Origin of the sequence: uncultured Algoriphagus sp. (assembly GCF_963974835.1) — a bacterium.
Classification (GTDB): Bacteria; Bacteroidota; Bacteroidia; order Cytophagales; family Cyclobacteriaceae; genus Algoriphagus.
The window spans coordinates 217,507-237,193 of sequence record NZ_CAXBET010000007.1 but is presented as its reverse complement, the minus strand read 5'-3'; the positions used below and the strand labels follow the sequence as shown (position 1 = coordinate 237,193).

Sequence of the window (19,687 nt, the reverse complement as noted above, 5' to 3'; positions counted from 1 at the left end):
TCTATGAAAAGAGCAAGCCAACAAGAAATTGAAGCGGGAGTAGCTTCCTTCAAATCCAGTGGACTTTCCCAGCGGGAATTCTGTAAACAGCAACAGATCAAGTTGGCCACATTTTCTTATTGGTACCTAACGGTCAACCACAATAACCAACTCCTATATCCAGATTTAAAGTAGTAACAATCCGGTGAGTTCTGTTAGGCTGGAAGTATATTTTTTAATTAGGTGACTGTCCCTATCCTTAAAAAGAAGCCCCCGAAGCCATATAGACTCGGGGGATATTATTTTCAAATTAAGTAAGATCCATTGTTCAGATATTAGGAAATTATGGACAACTTACTCGCATCCATCATATTCCATAATGACATTTTGTATATCACCATTATCACTTTCTGCTCTTGCTTCGATAGGATATCCGCTTTCATTATAGACATAAGTATAATTAATGATACTAACATTAGCGGAACTACCGTTATATTCTGTAAAAGTTTGCTTGGTATAATTATTCAGGTTAATATAGGAGGATTCTGTAACCGGAAGCCCTTTTGACGCAAGGTAAAAATTCTTTTTATCATCGTAATTTTCGGAAGTAATGGATCTTATCAATGTATTATTATTGAAGTAATCTTCCTTAATAACATTGCCACGATTATCATAAGCATATGTAATTTTCGAACCTCCACTAGAGGTTTCTTCAATGAGTCTTCCCTGTTCATCATAGGTGTATTTAAAGGAGGTAACCAATTCACCGTTTTTTCTATAAAGTTTTTGCTCACTTAAAATTCCTTCCTCATAGGTAAAGGTACTATAATCCTCCTCTATGCCATTATAGTTAATTCGGATCATCAAATTATCTGAATTATATTCATAAGTTGGCGGAAGATCATTGTCATCATAATAACTGCTAATAACATAGCCATCCTCATTATATTCGAAACTTAACTCATCATCTGAATCCTCAAATAAAACACTTAAGAGCCTACACCCGTCGTCCGAAACTTGGGTTGGATTAACGATTATTTTAACTTCTGCTTTCGAAATACCTCCTTGGCCATCATTAACAGTAAGCTCCGCTACGTATTCACCCTCTAGATCAGGGGTGAACTTAGCAATGGCACTATTTGCATCTGAAATTATGGACTGACTGCCTTCCGGTTTTGATTTAAAAACCCAAGAGTAAGTTAGGTTATCACCGTCTTGATCAGAGGAACTACTACCATCCAATGTTGCTTGCTGTCCCTGAGAGATCGTTATTTCTTGCCCTGCATTTGCTACAGGCATGTTATTTCTAGGGCCTTCGGCTTCGTCTTCACAGGCGGAAAAGCTAAGCATGAATGCTATTCCAATCATAAAAAGGTATTTGTTTCGCATAATTTCAAATTAAGAGGTTATATAATTAGTTTTAAGTTGTAAATACTATAGTTATTTCTTAAAGCTAACGCCTGACCCTCAAGCATAGGATCTAATTAGTATAAAAATTTTTAAATTCAAGCCCTGTTAAAATACAGCTATGGTTACCTGATTAAAGCCTAGATGAACCCTAAAAGCTGGCTACTCGTTTTCTACAAAAAGGATATTGCAAGAAAGAGTATTAATTCGATAAAAAAATACCCTGTACAGGGTATTTTCCATATTTTTCGCAGCTTTTTTTTTACAAAATTCAGATTTTTAAAAGGCAGTTTTTACTTTTAATTGAATTCCCTAACCTTAATTGCTCTGGTATCCTGTCCTGAATTTCCTGCACCTGATGCCCCCAATGACCCGCTGCTAGTGGAAAGAGACAGCTTGTTGGCTGTATATGGTGCCCGGATCGATGCTGAGGATCTGATTGACCTGTGGAAACGTTGATTTTTCAGCCGTTCGTGAGATAGGATCATAGTAAGATTGATCTTTCAATCGTTAATCAGAAATACGAACAGTGACAATAGTGGCTCTCTCACAACTATTTTTCATTGTCAGGCTGACATTTCGACTTCGCTCAATGTGAAACCATTCGAGTTTCCACATACATCAAATAACAAGAATGCCCAAAGATTACCATTTGTCTCAACTATTGCCTTTGCTGGCTATCTTCAATATCTTTATCAAAAATCCAATTTCTCTTGATAGGAGCAATAATCCTTATTCTACTATTATTTGGTATTAGCCAACCAATTCTGGACAATCTTCAGAAGGAACATAAATGGATTAAGGCAGGACTTCTTAATCAGATGTACTGGTACCATATGCTTTTTGGGCTGGTTTATTGGACGTACTCTCAGTTTAACCGTTCAGATTCGGTTAATTATTTCAATAGTTACCGAGGGTATAAGGACTGGTCAAGTGCCTTTAAACCTGGAACTTTATTTATTGAATGGGTGAATTATCCATTCGCCAAGTGGTTTGGGTTCAATTATGATATGATGATGTTCCTCAGCTGCTGGGTAGGTTTCTGGGGTTTTGTCTATTTTTATTGCTTTTTCAAGGAAAATCTTAGGTTTAATGCAAAGTTTCAAGGCTGGGATGCGATTACCATATTTATGTTCCTTCCCAATATGCATTTCTGGACGTCTTCTCTAGGTAAGGGAGCGTATATTTTTGCGGGGTTAGGCATTCTAACCTACGGACTTTCGTGGCCAGGAAAACGGATTCCTTACATGCTATTGGGAGGTTTTATTTGCTATATGATCAGGCCTCATATACTTTTTGCTGTATTGGTGGGAATGGGAGTTGGCTTTGTTTTGGGAAAGGAAAAGGTACCCACCTATCAAAAGTATTTAGTAGTAGTAGGAGCCATAGCGATGAGTATTTTTGTCTATGAAGATCTATTGACCTTTTTGGGATATGACCCCAATAATGTTGTGGCCAGCTTTGAAGAAGAGACTGGACTAAACGCACAACGGCTTCAGTCCGCAGGATCAGGAGTCGATATGTCCTCCTATAGCCTTCCCATGAAGCTATTTACTTTCTGGTTTAGACCTCTATTTATTGACTCTCCCAATATCCTAGGTATTGCTATTTCCTTTGAAAATGCTCTTTATATCTACATGTTTAGTAAAGTTCTAAACAAGGATTTTATCAAATACATTAAGGAAGCTCCGGCAATGGTTAAAATGTCTGGTGTGGTATTTATATCAATTTCAATATCAATGACTTTTGTGATGTCAAATCTGGGGATAATTATCCGGCAGAAATCGCAAATCATGTACTTTATGCTTTTTGTGATTGTCGCATTTATGGATTGGCAAAAGACAAATAGAATAAGAAAGCGGGCTGAGATTTTTAATAGGATTGTAGAAGAGGAAAGGCGGAAAATTGAGGAGAGTGAATTAGTAAAGTAGTGGTTGGTTGTTGGTTGTTAGTTGTTAGTTATTGGTTGTTGGTTGTTAGTTGTTAGTTGTTAGTTGTTAGTTGTTGGGAATAATAATTTGACAATTTCAAATAAAAAATGAGGCTAGAAGTATCGTTGTTGGATGAAAGTACAAAATTACAGGATAATAGAAGAATTGCTTCTACATGAGTTATGAATAAAGGAATTTTCACTATATCCCTTGACTTTGAGCTTCTTTGGGGAATATTTGATAAAGTGGGTAATACTTATAATCCTGAGTATTTTAAAAATACGAGGGAGATTGTGCCTGAAATGCTGGAAGTTTTTTTCCAGAATGGAATCAACGCCACATGGGCTACAGTTGGGATGTTGTTTGCAGAAAATGAGGAGGAATGGAGACAATATTCACCTTCGCAAGTTCCTACTTACAGGGAACCAAAATTATCCGCCTATGAATTTGTGAAAAACTCCGGATTAAATCCTGAGGTTCATTTTGCGCCAGACCTGATCAAGGAGGTAATCAATACTCCAGGACAAGAATTAGGATCCCATACTTTTGCCCATTATTATACCTTGATGCGGGGACAAAGTCCGGAACAGTTTCGTCAGGACCTGCAAGCCACGCAAAAAATCTCCCAGCAAAAATTCGGACTCAAATTAAACTCTCTCGTCTTTCCTAGAAACCATATCAATGAACTTTACCTGCCTATTTGTCTGCAGGAAGGATATACACAAGTAAGGACTAATCCGAAAAACTGGTATTGGCAGGAAACACAATATGAAGACTTAAGCAAAAAATGGTTTAGATCAGCAGACTGCTTTATCAAAGTGGGAAGCAAGACAAGTTATCCTCTGGCAGATATATCAAAGTTAGAGAATGAACCTTTACTTATACCTGCATCCAGAATTCTCCGCCCGATTTCCAAAAACAACAAACTTTTTAATTCGGTACGTCTCAACCGAATCATGGAGGAGATGTCGATAGCAGCAAAAGAGAATGAGATTTATCATCTCTGGTGGCATCCGCATAATTTTGCTACAGATCCAGTAGCAGCTATGAAAGAATTAAATTCCCTGATGATACATTTCCAAAAATTAAAAAATGAATTTGGGATGGAAAGTATGCATATGGAGGGAGTTGGTAAATTACTTGCCTGTGAAGTTGCGGGAAGATGAATTTTGCCTTTGGTAATTTATAATTTTTGAATTTATAATGATGGGATTTTTCCCAGTTTCTAATAGTGGAAAATTGCGGATTGGGGAAATTTTTAATATGGAATGGCAAATGAATAAAAAAGAAGTGGCGTCCAAGCAGGTGCGTGATGTAAAACAAAAAATAAGGGTATTACATCTGATTAAGAGCCTGGGCAGAGGGGGTGCAGAAAAACTGATACCTGAGACAGCACTTGTACATGATCAAAGCAAATTTGAATTTCATTGCCTTTATTTTTACCATCAGCCAAGTAATATAGTGGAGGAATTGGAAAGATCAGGAATAGCCGTACACCATATTCCTTCAAGTAATCTTGGATTGTTTTTGCAGGTGAACAAGGTGCGGGAATACATTCAGTTGAATTCCATACATATCATCCATGCGCACCTTCCGTGGGCAGGCATTCTCGCCAGATCTGTGGGAAATAGTATAGGAATTCCCATCGTATATACCGAACATAATACCTGGGAGCGATACAACAAACTCTCCTACTGGGGTAACCGGATCAGTTTTAAGAAGCAGGATGTTGCCATTGCTGTTTCCAATGAAGTAGCACTTTCTATGCGGTTAAATTCAATTTGGGATCCTTATCAGCGAGGGGGCAGAATGAAGTTGAAGGTGATTCAGAATGGGGTGAATACGGATGTCTTTAAAAGAATGGAAAATGACAAGGCATTTGCAATTACTGAATCGAGAGATAAAAAGTACAAAGTAGAAAGCACAAAGTTCCAAGCCCAAAATGAGATGGGCTTAAAGTATCAATTAGGTATTCCAGAAGACACTCCAGTAATTGGGATAGTTGCAGTATTCCGGGATCAGAAGCGTTTATGGTTATGGGTTGAGGTTGCATTGAAGATCTTGGAACAATGTCCAGAAACTCATTTTTTACTGGTGGGAGATGGAGAGTGGAGAGAGCGATTAGAGGCCCAAATCAAAAAATCCGGAAAAGGAACCCATTTCCATTTGGTGGGAGTGCAAAAAAACGTTATCCCTTACTTATCTCTTATGGATATCTATCTAAGCACTTCCGAATTTGAAGGATTGCCTATAGCTATGTTGGAAGCTATGTCTTGTGAGGTACCTGTAGTAGCTACTAGTGCAGGAGGGATAGGTGAAGTGATTCAACAAGGAATTCAGGGATACTTGACTGAAATTGAAGGTTGGGAAAAACTAAGTGATTACTGCTGCGAATTAATTCAAAATCCGGAATTGCACGATACTATGAGACTTGCCGCTAGGCAGCGCGTTATTGATCAGTTTAGTATGAAGAGGATGGTGAGAGAATTAGAAGACGTGTATGGGGAGGTCATGGATTTTTAAAATTTAAAATGGATGAATTTAAAATTTGAGAAATTTGGGTGAGAAATAGGCAATGGAGATTGTCAGCCTGAGCGGAGTCGAAGGCTATGGAAGGGTAAGTTTTGGTTGTTAGTTGTTGGTTGTTGGTTGTTGGTGGTTAGTTGTTGGTTCCGTTTTGCCTGATAGTTTGTTTTAGCTATTGAAGAAGAAGTGAATATTCCTGAGTATGAAAAATTCATAATTTACAGAGGAGAGATAACGCTGTCAGCCTGAGCGGAGTCGAAGGCTTTGGAAGGGAATAAGTTGTTGGTTGTTGGTTGTTAGTTGCGTTTTGTCTGGTAAGTTGTTGGGTTGATTGCCTGTTGTTGGTCGTTGGTTGTTAGTTGTTGGTTGTTGGTTTTTAGTTCCGTTTTGGCTGGTAAGTTGTTTTCAAGTATTGTATAAGAAGAAGAAGAAGAAGGGAATATTCCTGAGTATGAAAAATTCAGAATAAATAGAGGAGATAATAGTGTCAGCCTGAGCGAAGTTGAAGGCTTTGGAAGGGAATGAGTTGTTGGTTGTTGGTTGTTGGTTGGTAGTTGTTGGTTCAGTTTTGCCTGATAGGTTTCAGCTAATGAAGAAAAAAGTGAATAAGGCTGAGTATGAAAAATGCATAATTTACAGAGGAGTTATAACGGTGTCAGCCTGAGCGGAGTCGAAGGCTCTTTTTAGCTCCTAGACTCCGCCCGGACTTTCATTAGTGGTAGTAAAATATAAAGTCCATCATTGTTTCAGGAATCCAAGATATTAGATGGTGAATTAATAGTGATTATTAGTCTGCCTAAAAAAGTCTAAGTACTGCTTTGCAACCTTTTCCATTTGGAAGTGCTCAGAAGTAAATTTTTTAGCGTTTATGCCTAGCTGAATTCTTTGATGAGGATAATCAAAAAGTAGGTTTATTTTTTGGCAAAAAGCATCTACAGAGCGGTCTGGAATTAAGTAGCCTGTTTCTCCATCAATCAAACATTCTTTGATCCCTCCCACCTCAGTCGCAACTGTGGGAACTTCGAAATATGCTGCCTCAAGTACTACTCCAGGAAGCCCCTCTGTATCTGAAGTGAGGACCAGGATGTCTGCTGCGGAAAGGTATGGAGAGACGTCTTTTTGGTAACCTGAGAAAAAGATGTTGGATGCCCGATGTCCGATGACCGATGACCGATGACCGATGTTCAATCCTCCTTCGCCGACAGGTGTGGGGTGAGGGTTGACAGAAGACGGAAGATAGAAGACGGAAGATTCCTCACTGCTTGCCTCTTGATTCTTGTCTCCCCACTCTTGATTCTTGTCTCCTGACTCTTGATTTTCGATACTTAATACTTCTTTCTCCAATTCCTTTCTTAATGGTCCATCTCCCACAATTAAAGCTTTTAAGTGAGGGCGGGTTTCGTTAAGCTTTTGAATGCTCTCTAAAAACCGATCTGGGCGCTTTTGAGGTGAAAGATTGCCTAGAAAAAGCAAAACTTCATCGGCATTGTCCAAACCTAACTTCCTTCTGGCATCTTCTCTAGTTGGAGCATTATTGAATTTGACGCGGTCGAATACCCGGTGAATTACTATTCCAGGCTTTTTGAAATTATAATGGCGGATCATGGAATCCAGAGAGGCTTGGCTGACTGCAATACAAGCATCAAACTGAGGCAAGATTAATTTACTGTACATCAATTTAGAGGCAATCCCAGGGTTCCAAAATTCAGCATCATCAATCCATCTAGCTACCCATAGTGCATCTCCCCTATAGAAATGTCGGGCAGATGCAGAATATTTTAAAGTTCTGGAACCGTTAGCCACAATTACATCAGGAGAAAATATATTGATCTCTTTAAGTAGCTTCCTGATTAATACAGGGTCGACTCCCGGCATTTTTTCAAAGGTACTATCCTTCTTTCCATGTAAATAAGTTACGTTTGGAGATAATGCAATTGAATCATCAGAATCATTCTTAAGTTGATATAAGTAAACTATCTTAGTTCGGTGTCCCAGTGGATCCAAAAACGAAGAAAGCTCAGAAATAAAAATCTGAGCTCCTCTCCTGATAGGTTCAGTATCAATGAATAAAATTTTCAAATTGAGTTGGCGAGTATTTTGGAATAAAATGACTCGAATTTTTTCGCTATTATAGGTATCTGATACTGCTGAAGTACTACTTTCTTCGCATTTTCTGTCACTCTCGATTTTGTTTTATCATTCATTGAAAGAATCTGACTTACGGCATTTACAAACTTCTCACTCTCTCCTACTGGCACTAGCCAACCTGTTTTTTCCGGTATTACAAGTTCGGGAATCCCTCCTACACCATAGCTGACCACAGGCACATTGTTATTCATTGCTTCCAAGATCACTCCAGGTAAACCCTCAATTAAGGATGGTAAAAGCAATCCTTTTGCAAAGGGAAGGATAGAATCGACATCCAATCGTGAACCTAGAAATACAATCTCAGGTCTATCTGCTAATTGCTTTTGATATTGAGCTTTTAATGGCCCCTCTCCTAATAACAGTAATTTCAGGTTGGGATAGGCAAGAAGAACTTGATCAAAAATGATAAAGAGGTCCTTATGATTTTTCTCTGGAACAAAGCTCCCAACATGAATCAGAAATTCAGAACCATCCAGCAATTCAGATATATCATTAGGAAGACTGGAAACAAGCTTTTCTTTTAAAACTCCAATGGGAAGCACAGATACTTTATCCTCTGGGAAGGAAAATGTCTGAATAAAGTCATCCGCACAGATAGCTGATACAGAAGCAATACCAGCTACCTGTCTAAGTAGAAACTGGTTAAATACTTTTTTGGATTGGTTGGTTATGAAACCAGAAATAAGATTGGCATTTCTAAAAACCAACTTCGCTTTCCAACCAAAAAATATGCGGGAAAAAGCAGCATACTTTAGGGTATCTCCAGCATTTGCTTGTACGATATCAGGCTGAAATTCTGCAATCAAATTGGCTAATTTTTTCCAGGATTTTCTATCGAACAATCTTTTTGAAGCCTCAGCATTAATACAAACGTGTTTGCCAGAAAATGGTAATTTTTGGTTCCCCTCAAATATGCTCACCAGAAGTACCTCATTCCCCATAAGGAATAATTCCTCAGACAGTTGCGCAGCAAAAATCTCTGCACCTCTGAGCTGTTGTTTTTGGATCAGTTGGAGGATTTTCAACTATTTAAAAGCTTGAGATAGGTTTCCTCGTATTGGTTTGCTATCTTATCGATATCGAAATGCTTACTAGCATACTGATAAGCTTTTTCTGTGCGAATATCCCAATCCGTAAGCAAATTGGCTTCCTTCATTTTCTCAAATAGATCTTGGGCATCTCCAACTCTGTGAAATAAACACATCCCATCTTTAAGACATTCTTTGTTCTCTGGGATATCTGAACAAATAATAGGAATACCTGAAAGCATAGCTTCTATTATACTTCCAGGTAAACCTTCGTAATAAGTAGGGAAAACAAAAAGATCTGAATTCCGAAGTCGATCAGGAATATCATCAACTGAGCCAACAAGCTTCACTGTTGAACTTAATTCCATGTCTCGAATTAGCTTTTCCAGTTCCTGCCTCTGTGGGCCTTCCCCACAGATCGTGAGTGTAACTTTCCTGTTTTCTTTCTGAAACAAAGAGAAGGCTTCCAATAAATCAATGAAGCCTTTAGATGGCACCAACCTACCTACTGAGATGATATTGAGTTGAAATTTATACTCACTTGATTTGTTTTTTTTCTTAAACTCATCAATTTTTCTTCCTCTATAAATAACTGCTACTTTCCCACTTTTATAGGAAAGCTCTTTGATGTATGCTTCTCTTATTACTTCCGAATTAGCAATAAAAAAATCAATTTTAGATGCAGTGAATCTATCCCAAAATTTCAATAAAATAACTTTAAAAGCCACATTCAATGGTACTTGGGTTAACCTTCTTCGGGAATATGAATTACTTACTAATCCAGTGACTTTTGGCCCTCTAAACTCTAAATACCGCAGAGTCATATCAGCATGAAATAAGAAAGAATGAATAATGTCGGGTTTAACTGTATCAACTAACATTCTTAATTGTACTGAATTTCTTCTGAATCTGTAATTGCGGGGTATAGGGACGGAAAAAACAGGAATATTATGTTTATCAAATTCAGGTTTGAGTTCGAGTGAGTTAGATAATACCCCTACAGTAGGAATCAACTGAATAAAGCGTTTACATAATTCTAGCAGACTCCGCTCTGCACCCCCAGTTTGCAGTCCATCAATAAGAAATAAGATAGTGGGTTTATTCAATGGGTAATGTTTTGCCTTTTATACCTCTCGCATAATGGTAAAAGGCCAAAATTATTAAACGCATATTAGTCCATCCATATCTTAAACCATACCTATAGCCATAGAATGCTTTGGCAGTCCACTTGGCAAATAATTTCTTCCTCATCGTATTCAATGTTAAAGAATTTGATATATACAAGAGGTTCCTTAAACTGTAATACTCACGATTTAGATTTTTCTTAATCTGGTAGGCAGGCCTCTCAAATTCCAATCGTCCCGATTGCTTTCTTGCATCTAAAAAGAGCTCACAGTTCACTACTAGTGAAAAGCCCTTTCTGGCTGCTTTCAAACAAAAATCAAGTTCTTCAAAACCAAAAAATAGATCCTTATCCGGATAAACCCCAGCGTTTACCAATTCTTTAGAAACCAACATGCACATACCTCCTGCGATACTATCAACTTCCACCCAATCCTTTTTTTCTAAAAGTCGAGTTTGAATACGTTTGATCACTCCTTTTTTTCTATCAAAAAAATGTCCTACAGCACCTAATACACCGCAAAATGGGTGCTCATCAGAAATACTAAGTAATTTTTCAAAACAATCAGTTCTGAATGGAGGGTCATTATCATCTCCCCAATAAATCCAATCAGCTCCATCTTTAGTGCATAATTCCAACCCTTTGGCAGCCGCTCCAGCTGGTCCAGCATTATAGCCCATGCGAAGATATTTGATTCGAGAATCTTGAAGTCTGGAAATGGCGAAATCCGTATCAAAATTTTCAGAATTATCGATGATCCAGAGAAAATCTGGAGGATGGGATTGACTAAAGATTTTTTCAATCGTGTTCAATACAGTTTCAGAGCGATTATATGTTATTAAAAAACCACCGAATCGAATCATGAACTTGAGATCTTTAAATATTTTATAATAGTTCTGACACGGTTTTCCCACGTAAAGCATGCGACATCTTTTTTTGCAGCTTCTCCAATAAATACCCCAATTTCCGGATTCTTCTGAAGTCTTCGAATAGCAGTCAACCATCCATTTACATCATCATATTCGATCATTATTGCATTTTCACCCTCTCTTAAAACTTCATATAGCACTGGCAATTGAGACGAAATAATTACTCTTCCAGTAGCCATATATTCAAACATTTTCAATGGAGATGCAAAAGGGGATGTACTATTACCTGCTGATCCAGAAACAAAAACTTCATTTTCATAAGGCATTAACAATATATCACCAGCAAGTTGATATTTACGAACTAACTCTAGATTAACGAAACCCACAAAATGGATATTAAAAATCTCGGCGCATTTTCTCCTATAGAAAGCTACCGACTCATCATTTCCGCCAACAATGTAAAAACCAATATCAGGAGCTAACTCCGCCAAATTTATTATCAAATCAATACCTCTTCCTTTGTATAAATGACCTGTATAAACACAACAAAAATCGAACTTTATACCTAAACTATCTCGATCGTTCTTTGTCACATTTTTAACTTTTAAACTCTTTTCACTAACACCATCTGGCAAATGCAATAACTTATTTGATGAAGAGGGAAAAATATCTATTAAATGTTTCTTAAGGGCTTCAGTAATAACAATAAGACGCACCAGGAACTTAGATTTCATACATTTTTTGAAAATATTAAATCCACGCTTGTTTGACACAGGGGAATCGTGTAATTCTAGAATCGTCGGAATACGAAATAGTACGCAACCTAAAGCGACAGACAAATTTCTTGTATGAACATAATCGACCTGTTTCAACTTCAGAAAAATTGGAAAAAAAAGAAAAAACTGAAGAATACGAAAGAAATTATATCTACTGATTAGTATTTCAATAATTGGAAATTCATGTATTAGTTCATATTGTTTGAATACATCCTGATTTTTAGATAAGGTCTTATTTCTCGAAACAAATAAAAAAACTTCAACATTATCTAAGGAGACATATGAGTCACACATTTTCATAACATGTACACTATTCGCCGTCTTTGACGGTATAGTAGTGTAGGGGGCAACATAGGCTATTTTCATTTAGTTTTTTTTGTTTCCCAAATGATCCAAGGTATAACTAATCGGGAAGTAATAGCATTAAAGACCTCTAGACAGCCTATAAAAAAATACCCTAAATCTCTTCGTTTAATTCCTGCAAGTGATATTTTAACGCTCTTCATAATATCAATACCAAAAGCTGACAATTCAGCTTGAATAAACCCCTCATTCTTAATCACACTTCGATGTTTGAAATAAAAGTATAATCTCATTAATTGACTACCGAAGAAAAATCGACCTTTTTTATAACTAATAAAACAATGATAATGATCAACTACAGCATTCTCTTCGTAGACCACTTTCCAATTTTCTGCTCTAAAAGATAAATTCAAGTCTACTTCTTCATAACCACCTCGAAAAAAAGGATCATATCCACCAATAGATTTCATAGCAGACATACGCTGTCCCATGTTAAGATTGGAAAAAATAGTGGCAGTTTCGGGATTATCAACACGAGTTAAAAATCCATTTGAAGTGATAATTTGTAAGCCTTTAAAACGCATGTATTCTGGAAAACCATGATTTACAATTTTACCCGCTATCAAACCTATTTCATCATCTTTCTGAAACCTATTTATGTATGCCTCAACCCAACCAATAATTGGAATTACATCATCATCACACCATAATAAAAATTCCCCAGATGCTGCATCCACTGCTATCTGTCTTGTCTTTGCAAAACCATTCGACTTGTCACTAAATAAATAGCAAAATTCAAACTCATTTACAACGCTTTTAGTATTATCTGAAGAATCATTGTCTACGACTACAATTTCTAAGTTCGAATAACTCAGCTTTGAGACAGCCTCTAAAGTCTTTCTAAGTGACTCGGACCTATTTCTAGTGATGATAGCCACCGTAACTAATGGCCTTGGTGAAACATTCAAATTTGAGCAAAAATCCATCCGAGTTTTTTGAAATTCCCAGCTAATCTTTCCATCAAAAAATTACTAAAAATTGGATAATCTTTTCTTGATCTAAAAAAAATACCATACAAGGCAATTACAAAGATCTTGATTAATTCATTAATTAAAACAAAAAATCGAAAATTAGATTGTCTATAGGTTTTTGCAGCTTCGGATTTTAAATAGTTGGATTTACCTTTACCTATGAAAGCTCGAATGTTCCAGATAATAGTCATCTTCTCTGGTCTAACATAGTGATAAATTGAAATTTTCGGAAAGTAATAAACAAAACTGGTTTTGTTTATTTTTCTATACCGCATCTGAAATTCTGTCTCTTCGGAATATAAAATTGTGTTTTCTATCATTCCCAAGTCAGTTCTAAACCATCCTATTCTCTCAAAAACATCTTTCTTGACAACAAAATTGCATCCAATTAATGTTTCATTCTCGTTTAGATATCTAGGAATATTTCCACAGTAAAAGGAAATATACTCATCCTTATACCAATCTGGTTTATCTTTTGGATAATAAGGAAAAACTGGACCTCCAAATATATCAGGACTTTTATTAACTGAGACTTCCAAAACGTTCGCCGCCCATGTCGATGGTAAAAGAACATCATCATCAATGAATGCCACATATTCATAGGTTGACTCTAAAACCCCTCTATTTCGAGCATAGGAAAGACCAGCATTTAGTTCGACGATATATTTAAATTCTGCAAAAAAATAGGAATACAGATCTGCCACCGTTGAAGTTTCATCCTTTGAATTATTGTCGACTATAATTAATTCAAAGTCTTTATTAGTTTGATCGATAAGAGAATCTAATGTACTCTTCAAAAGATTGAAACGATTAAATGTACAAATAACGACTGAAATCACTTCTACCTTACTTTCCTACCAAGATATTTCAAGCTTTTAAAAAGTCCCTTTAAATAGAAGAAAAAACCAACTTTTCCATCGCGTATTCTCTCCAAATTATCCTTTAATCTAGCAAGTTTTTTGGTTTTTTGCCCCCAATAATCTGGCAAAATAATATCGGAAATAAAAGGTTTATCTAAATTCAGATTCAATCTTGAAAACAAAAATAAATTTTGCCTATACCAAGGATCAATACGAGAGTCATTCCAAAAAATTCTACGAAATGGATCAAAAACCTCAAATCCATGACTATTAAAAATATCAATCCAATATTTTGGCCACTGTTCATTCAAATGGTTTTGTCCATCCTGTCCTGGGACGGCAGCGGAAAAAACTACTATATCCGCGTGTAGACATAAACTGGAAACATATTCTCTTGCAGCATTAATAGACAGATGTTCAGCAACCTCCAAGGATAGTACCATATCAAACTTTCTTCCGAGATCAAATGAACATTCTAGATCTACATCTTGAAAACAATCTGGGGGAAGATATTTTGAAAGTAGACTCTTATCTATATATCCTCCATCAATACCAAAAACATCCTTAACTCCATAATTCCTAAAGACATGCAACCAAGTACCAATACCACATCCCACATCTAAAACCGATTTTGGATCTAGTAATGATAAAATGTAGGGAACTAATATCTCTGAGGCTTGAGTGTTATGAACAGATTCCGAATGTTCATATTTTAACCTACTATTGGACTTCATCTCAAATAATTCCATTTAAAAACTTTGTCTATGGATCCCATTTTTAATGGATTTGGCTTCTGTACATATTGACTATCTGAAATGTATTCGAATGTTAATGCATGTTGCTTCACATCAAAGTCAACGGAGATATCACCTAACCAAATCGAAATTTTATATATACCCGAATGTAATTCTGGACCATCGACCAACGCCTCAACTACCCCTTCCTTTGAACTTAATGGAAGACTATCACTTTTATGAAATCTAGGATTAGAACCGAAAACGGGACTACCCTCTTGATTAAATAAGACTATTCCAACAACAGGCTTTGTAATAAAGAAAGGGCTCTTATACTCTATTAAAAATCTTAAACCAGAATAAGTAGGATCAAAATCCACTTTGGTTATACTTGGCTTATTATTTTCATAATAAAAACTAACAGAATGGTTGACCTTGTATGAACCAACATACATATTAATTCCTGTTGCTATATCACCAATGAAATTTATCTTTCCTTTCTCTAATACTAAACTTGTCTTACACAACGACTTGATTGCATCCATTTGATGTGATACAAAGAGGACGGTTCTTCCTTGGTTTAAACTCACATCTTCCATTTTACCAAGGCATTTTTTCTGAAACTCGAAATCTCCAACTGCCAATACTTCATCAATGATCAATATTTCAGGCTCCAAGTGGGCAGCCACAGAAAAACCCAATCGAACCTTCATTCCAGAGGAATAAAACTTCACAGGTGTATCAATAAACTTCTCTACTCCAGAAAAATCAATAATCTCATCAAGTTTCGAATCGATTTCCCTTCGTGTCATCCCCAAAATGGTTCCATTCATATAGATATTCTCACGACCAGATAACTCTGGGTGAAAACCAGTACCAACTTCCAAAAGAGAAGCGACACGACCGTGAATTTCTATTTTGCCGGAAGTGGGATCAGTAATCTGTGATAATATTTTCAGCAAAGTAGATTTTCCTGCTCCATTCTTTCCGATGATACCCAGAACTTCCCCCTGCTTTACTTCGAAATCTAGATCTGATAATGCCCAGAAAATTGATTCGTCTTCAGCGCCAAATCGACTCATCTCACGAAGTCTTTTCAAATTGCTCCATGGAGATTTGATCAAGTTAGCAAGCTGCCCAGCTAGGGTTTCAGACTTTTTCTCCTTAAGGCCAATCCTATAACGCTTAGAAACATTCTGTACTTTAATTACACTCATTAAATTGTCTGGCTGAAAACAAATTTTTTAACATTGTAGAACAAACGGTACTTGATTTTTTTGAAAAATGAAAACTTAATAGATCTTCCATTTTCTCCGTTAATTGCGTTATAAAAGGGATATGTAGGCCAAAGTAAAATCTTCCCACCATCATATTGAAACAAATGAATTGATCTAGCATATACTCTTTCAAAAAATATAGATGAAGGTTCATCTAAAAATTTATCCATTGTAGGGAAAAGATAATTATTAATAAAATAATGGTCCAATATCATAATTCTAGTATCTACCCATGAAAATCTCCTAGAATAATTACAACAATGTATTTTATTATTAAATGTTAAATTAGAAAGGAAATGAATAAAGTTTGAAATTATATACCTTCCAGAAATTTTAATTATATTATCATATTTATTGATTAACTTCGAATTTTCAAATGCATATTTTATAATTTCAAGTTCGCCATGACCTTTTCCTTTATTACTATGATTACTTAAAAAAGTCAGATACTCAGATTCCGAAATATTGGAAATAACACTATTTATTCGTTTACTGAAATGACCTGAATTATCTATAAAAACAATCGGCAAATTAAATTTACTATAAAAAGATAATGCTAAAAAATAATCTTCTTCTCTTTCATCAATACCTTTTCTTCCAACAAAATGCCAATCCTGAGGAGAAATTGTTGAAGTTAAAAGTAATATTGAACTATTTAGCACTTTTTAGTTTAGTTATAAACAAATTAAAAAAATAAACACAAACTACACAAAAATTACTCCAGCTCAAGTATTTCATTAATAACTTTAAGTAAATATATTTTTTGCGATTAGAAAACCTAAAATCCTTTTTTTGATCTGAAATACCTTCTCCTTGAAATGTGCAAAATACCAATTCAAGATATTTTTTATTCATTTTTTTATTAAAGAAAATTTCCAAATTCATTAAATAATCTGCCCAAATTTTATAATGTAAATCATACATGCCAATCTTATTAAAAACAGATGACTTATAGATAATAGCTTGATGAGATATGTTTTTGTATAACAATTTCATTAAATTAAAAGAACCATCATATAATTTATTACTTTTAGACACAATTACATTTCCATAAACCAAATCAAATTCACTATTTTCACTTTGAACCGCAATATTTATTTGATCAAGTAGTAATTTATCCCCTGCACCCAAAAACATAAGCCAAGTCCCACTTGCCAGCCCTATTCCTTTATTCATAGCATCATAGATTCCTGAATCCTCTGAGGAAAAAAAGTTAATAGCATCCTTTGGATATTTATTTATATATACTAGTGGATTATCCCTTGATAAATTATCCATTATCAAAACTTCAAATAAGAGCGAAGTTTCCTTTGAAAAAATGCTCTTTAAAGTATGATCCAATAAAATGCCTGAATTGAAATTTGGTATAACAATAGAAAGTTCAATTCCTTCAGCCATTTTCTTTAAAAAAAATTGCATCTGCCTGCAGAATTGACCCATCATTAGGAGAATACAATTGATCGTAATTTCCCATATACTTAAATCCCAGATCACATAGTAGCGAATAAATAGAATCAAAATACTCTTGATCCTCATAAAGTTCATAAAAGGAGACTTCAACGATTAATACTGATGCTTTTTTAATAGTTTGCTTTCCTCCTAGAATCACCATTTTTTCAAATCCTTGAACATCAATTTTGATTAGCATAGGTAACTCCAGATTGATACAATTGGAGATATTATCAAGACTTTCTACTTGAATTTTAATTTTACTTTCATTTTGAGTTTGAGGAAAGTTTTCTTTGAGGAGATCCTTGGATCGCATCAGACTAGAGGAATCGGAGAAATCTTTTTGAAAGAAATCAAATTCTCCTGATTCTAAACCCAAGCCAAGATTAAAAGATTTAAACTTTAAGTCTTTGGAAAATCTATTATTTAAAATTTCAAAAATTTCCTGTATAGGCTCAAAACTGTATATAAATGCATTTGGAAAAAGCATTCTAAATTTTGAAGCAAACTGGCCCTTATTTGCACCGATATCTAAAATAGTCAGGAAATCTAGTTCAATTAGCCATTTATGGCTAGCGAAGAAACTCGAGGATTGCCCTTTAAATACAGAATCATTTGTAATAGTATATCCTAGTCTTTTAAAAAATTTATGAAGTATTTTTTTAACTGCTATAAGATTTATCTTCATGCTTAAGCACCTTTATTATAAAATAAAGCTTCGACCATAATTGAATTCAAACCAGTAAAGGCAACCTCTAAATATCCTTTTTTTATCAAGTAATTAACTAATTCATTTCTTCTCTTTCCCGTACCATTATGAGAATATTCAACTGACTCTACACAAACAATTTTTGGCAAACAATAGTAAAAATCCCAGTTTTTTAAAATCTCATAATCTAATCCCTCTGCATCAATACTCAACAAATCTATTTTGGTGAGATTTAATTCTTTAATTACTTTCTTAACCTCTTTCACTTCAATCAAACTTTTACTTTTTAATTTGTATTTATTTGAACCAGTGTCTATATATAATTTATTAAAATTCTCGTATTCATTAGTTGAAAATGTATTTAAAGTTGAATCATGAAAATTATAGTATTCAAGAACGGTATCATTAACTCCAATTCCAATATTAATATTAACATCTCTTTTTCTCTTTTTCAAAAATAATTTAAAGTTCTCAGGATTTGGTTCAATATTCACCCCAATTGATCCTTTTAAATAGAAAAAATTTGTGTTACTTAATTTCTCAGGATGATAGGCGCCAATATCAAAATAAAATGGGGTCTTTATTCCTCTAGCGGAAAAAATATAATTAATTATAAGATCTTCACCGCATTGAGAAAAAGATCTTTTACCTCCAAACTTTGTAATTTTTGATATAATTCTATTTGAAATTTTAAACATTCTTGCTTAATTAATCATACAAAATAATTCTACTATTAAAATCACCCTATTTTGATCAACGTTAAAAAATATAGCTCGCCACCAATAAAAATGCATTCTGAAACTTTAAATTTTTCTGAAATACAAACCAGTACAATAGAAAAACTACTGGTAAGAAAACGAGAAAGGTAATGGAGTTAAATAGCACTATATATTTGAGATTATCCTCCCAGGCACTCCTACCACATTAACCCCATCAGGCACATCCCGGGTTACTACAGCTCCGGCACCTATTATTACGTTATTACCTATAGACAATAGCGGCAGTATGGTTGCATTCGCTCCTATAGAAGAAAAGCTGCCCACCTTGACTCCTCCTAAGAGGATAGCGCCTGGATTTACTTCCGAGAATTCACCGATTTGTACTTCATGATGGATCTGGGCGCCAGTATTGATTAGGCAGCCTTTTCCCAATTGTGTGTTTGGTCCGATAAAGCAACCTGTGAATATATCCGCATCAGTGATGGTGCTATAGTTACTTTGCCGAACTCCCTGCCCTGTCACGCAAGTAAGCTTCCCTCCTAGCTTGATCAGTCTTTCGTACAGGCGGAAGCGGATTTTTGGATTTCCTGTACCCAGAATGAAGCGGGAATCTTCCTGAAGGGCATTTTGTAGTTCTCCTTGGCTGCGGATGATGGGGAAAGTACCTTGGAAAAGTGAATCCGGTTTATTGTCATCAAAAAATAGAAGGTCTTCTGTGTTTCCCTGTGAAATCAGAATATCCAATAGTTCCAGCGCATGTCCTCCAGCTCCTGCTATGATCATTTTGTTGGTTGTTGGTTGTTGGTTGTTGGTTGTTG

The 19,687-nt window shown here is 35.5% G+C and carries 19 protein-coding genes; 4 read left to right on the top strand and 15 right to left on the bottom strand.

Annotated elements, in window-relative coordinates:
* Positions 1-3 precede the first annotated feature (3 nt).
* Positions 4-174 (top strand): hypothetical protein, encoded by a 171-nt coding sequence (locus tag AACZ73_RS15045; RefSeq protein WP_339879085.1) that lies wholly within the window; start codon positions 4-6, stop codon positions 172-174.
* A gap of 159 nt (positions 175-333) precedes the next feature.
* Here the strand turns inward: AACZ73_RS15045 and AACZ73_RS15040 are convergent, their stop codons facing one another.
* Complete coding sequence (locus AACZ73_RS15040) at positions 334-1,368, bottom strand: PKD domain-containing protein (protein WP_339879084.1); 1,035 nt, start codon at positions 1,366-1,368, stop codon at positions 334-336.
* Between the two features lie 731 nt (positions 1,369-2,099).
* On the opposite strand from AACZ73_RS15040, the gene AACZ73_RS15035 reads away from it, so the two are divergent.
* The 3 genes from AACZ73_RS15035 to AACZ73_RS15025 all read left to right on the top strand — a co-directional run bounded on the left by AACZ73_RS15035 (position 2,100) and on the right by AACZ73_RS15025 (position 5,840).
* The gene (locus tag AACZ73_RS15035; RefSeq protein ID WP_339879083.1) at positions 2,100-3,317 is read left to right on the top strand and encodes a hypothetical protein; all 1,218 of its coding nucleotides are present in this window, start codon (positions 2,100-2,102) and stop codon (positions 3,315-3,317) included.
* A gap of 182 nt (positions 3,318-3,499) precedes the next feature.
* The gene (locus tag AACZ73_RS15030) at positions 3,500-4,483 is read left to right on the top strand and encodes a polysaccharide deacetylase family protein (protein WP_339879081.1); all 984 of its coding nucleotides are present in this window, start codon (positions 3,500-3,502) and stop codon (positions 4,481-4,483) included.
* Positions 4,484-4,592: 109 nt separating this feature from the next.
* Positions 4,593-5,840 carry a glycosyltransferase gene (locus AACZ73_RS15025; RefSeq protein ID WP_339879079.1) on the top strand — a complete coding sequence of 416 codons (1,248 nt, stop codon included), beginning with the start codon at positions 4,593-4,595 and terminating at the stop codon, positions 5,838-5,840.
* 777 nt (positions 5,841-6,617) lie between these two features.
* On the opposite strand, the gene AACZ73_RS15020 is transcribed toward AACZ73_RS15025, so the two are convergent.
* The 14 genes from AACZ73_RS15020 to AACZ73_RS14955 form a co-directional block, all read right to left on the bottom strand.
* Positions 6,618-7,922, bottom strand: coding sequence for a glycosyltransferase family 4 protein (locus AACZ73_RS15020; protein WP_339879077.1), 1,305 nt, complete (start codon positions 7,920-7,922; stop codon positions 6,618-6,620).
* Positions 7,919-9,016, bottom strand: coding sequence for a glycosyltransferase family 4 protein (locus AACZ73_RS15015; protein WP_339879076.1), 1,098 nt, complete (start codon positions 9,014-9,016; stop codon positions 7,919-7,921). Before AACZ73_RS15015 ends, AACZ73_RS15020 begins: the two co-directional genes overlap by 4 nt.
* Complete coding sequence (locus AACZ73_RS15010; protein ID WP_339879075.1) at positions 9,013-10,125, bottom strand: glycosyltransferase; 1,113 nt, start codon at positions 10,123-10,125, stop codon at positions 9,013-9,015. The genes AACZ73_RS15015 and AACZ73_RS15010 overlap by 4 nt, the downstream gene beginning before the upstream one ends.
* Positions 10,118-11,005, bottom strand: coding sequence for a glycosyltransferase (locus AACZ73_RS15005; RefSeq protein WP_339879073.1), 888 nt, complete (start codon positions 11,003-11,005; stop codon positions 10,118-10,120). Before AACZ73_RS15005 ends, AACZ73_RS15010 begins: the two co-directional genes overlap by 8 nt.
* Complete coding sequence (locus AACZ73_RS15000) at positions 11,002-12,153, bottom strand: glycosyltransferase (protein WP_339879071.1); 1,152 nt, start codon at positions 12,151-12,153, stop codon at positions 11,002-11,004. The genes AACZ73_RS15005 and AACZ73_RS15000 overlap by 4 nt, the downstream gene beginning before the upstream one ends.
* Entirely contained in the window at positions 12,150-13,058 is a 909-nt protein-coding gene (locus tag AACZ73_RS14995) for a glycosyltransferase (protein WP_339879070.1), read from the bottom strand. The genes AACZ73_RS15000 and AACZ73_RS14995 overlap by 4 nt, the downstream gene beginning before the upstream one ends.
* Positions 13,055-13,960, bottom strand: a complete 906-nt coding sequence (locus tag AACZ73_RS14990; RefSeq protein ID WP_339879068.1) for a glycosyltransferase family 2 protein — start codon at positions 13,958-13,960, stop codon at positions 13,055-13,057. Before AACZ73_RS14990 ends, AACZ73_RS14995 begins: the two co-directional genes overlap by 4 nt.
* 2 nt (positions 13,961-13,962) lie before the next feature.
* Positions 13,963-14,730: a methyltransferase domain-containing protein gene (locus AACZ73_RS14985; RefSeq protein WP_339879066.1), complete on the bottom strand. Its 768-nt coding sequence runs from the start codon at positions 14,728-14,730 to the stop codon at positions 13,963-13,965.
* Complete coding sequence (locus tag AACZ73_RS14980; protein WP_339879065.1) at positions 14,712-15,932, bottom strand: ABC transporter ATP-binding protein; 1,221 nt, start codon at positions 15,930-15,932, stop codon at positions 14,712-14,714. The genes AACZ73_RS14985 and AACZ73_RS14980 overlap by 19 nt, the downstream gene beginning before the upstream one ends.
* A complete protein-coding gene (locus AACZ73_RS14975) occupies positions 15,932-16,654 on the bottom strand; it encodes a hypothetical protein (RefSeq protein ID WP_339879064.1) in 723 nt (240 codons plus the stop codon). Before AACZ73_RS14975 ends, AACZ73_RS14980 begins: the two co-directional genes overlap by 1 nt.
* Positions 16,644-17,411, bottom strand: a complete 768-nt coding sequence (locus AACZ73_RS14970; protein ID WP_339879062.1) for a glycosyltransferase — start codon at positions 17,409-17,411, stop codon at positions 16,644-16,646. Before AACZ73_RS14970 ends, AACZ73_RS14975 begins: the two co-directional genes overlap by 11 nt.
* The gene (locus AACZ73_RS14965; RefSeq protein ID WP_339879060.1) at positions 17,383-18,129 is read right to left on the bottom strand and encodes an FkbM family methyltransferase; all 747 of its coding nucleotides are present in this window, start codon (positions 18,127-18,129) and stop codon (positions 17,383-17,385) included. The genes AACZ73_RS14970 and AACZ73_RS14965 overlap by 29 nt, the downstream gene beginning before the upstream one ends.
* A 2-nt stretch (positions 18,130-18,131) precedes the next feature.
* On the bottom strand, positions 18,132-18,848 hold the full coding sequence (locus tag AACZ73_RS14960) for an FkbM family methyltransferase (protein WP_339879058.1): 717 nt from the start codon (positions 18,846-18,848) through the stop codon (positions 18,132-18,134).
* A gap of 186 nt (positions 18,849-19,034) precedes the next feature.
* Positions 19,035-19,652, bottom strand: coding sequence for an acetyltransferase (locus AACZ73_RS14955; RefSeq protein ID WP_339879056.1), 618 nt, complete (start codon positions 19,650-19,652; stop codon positions 19,035-19,037).
* Positions 19,653-19,687: the final 35 nt, after the last annotated feature.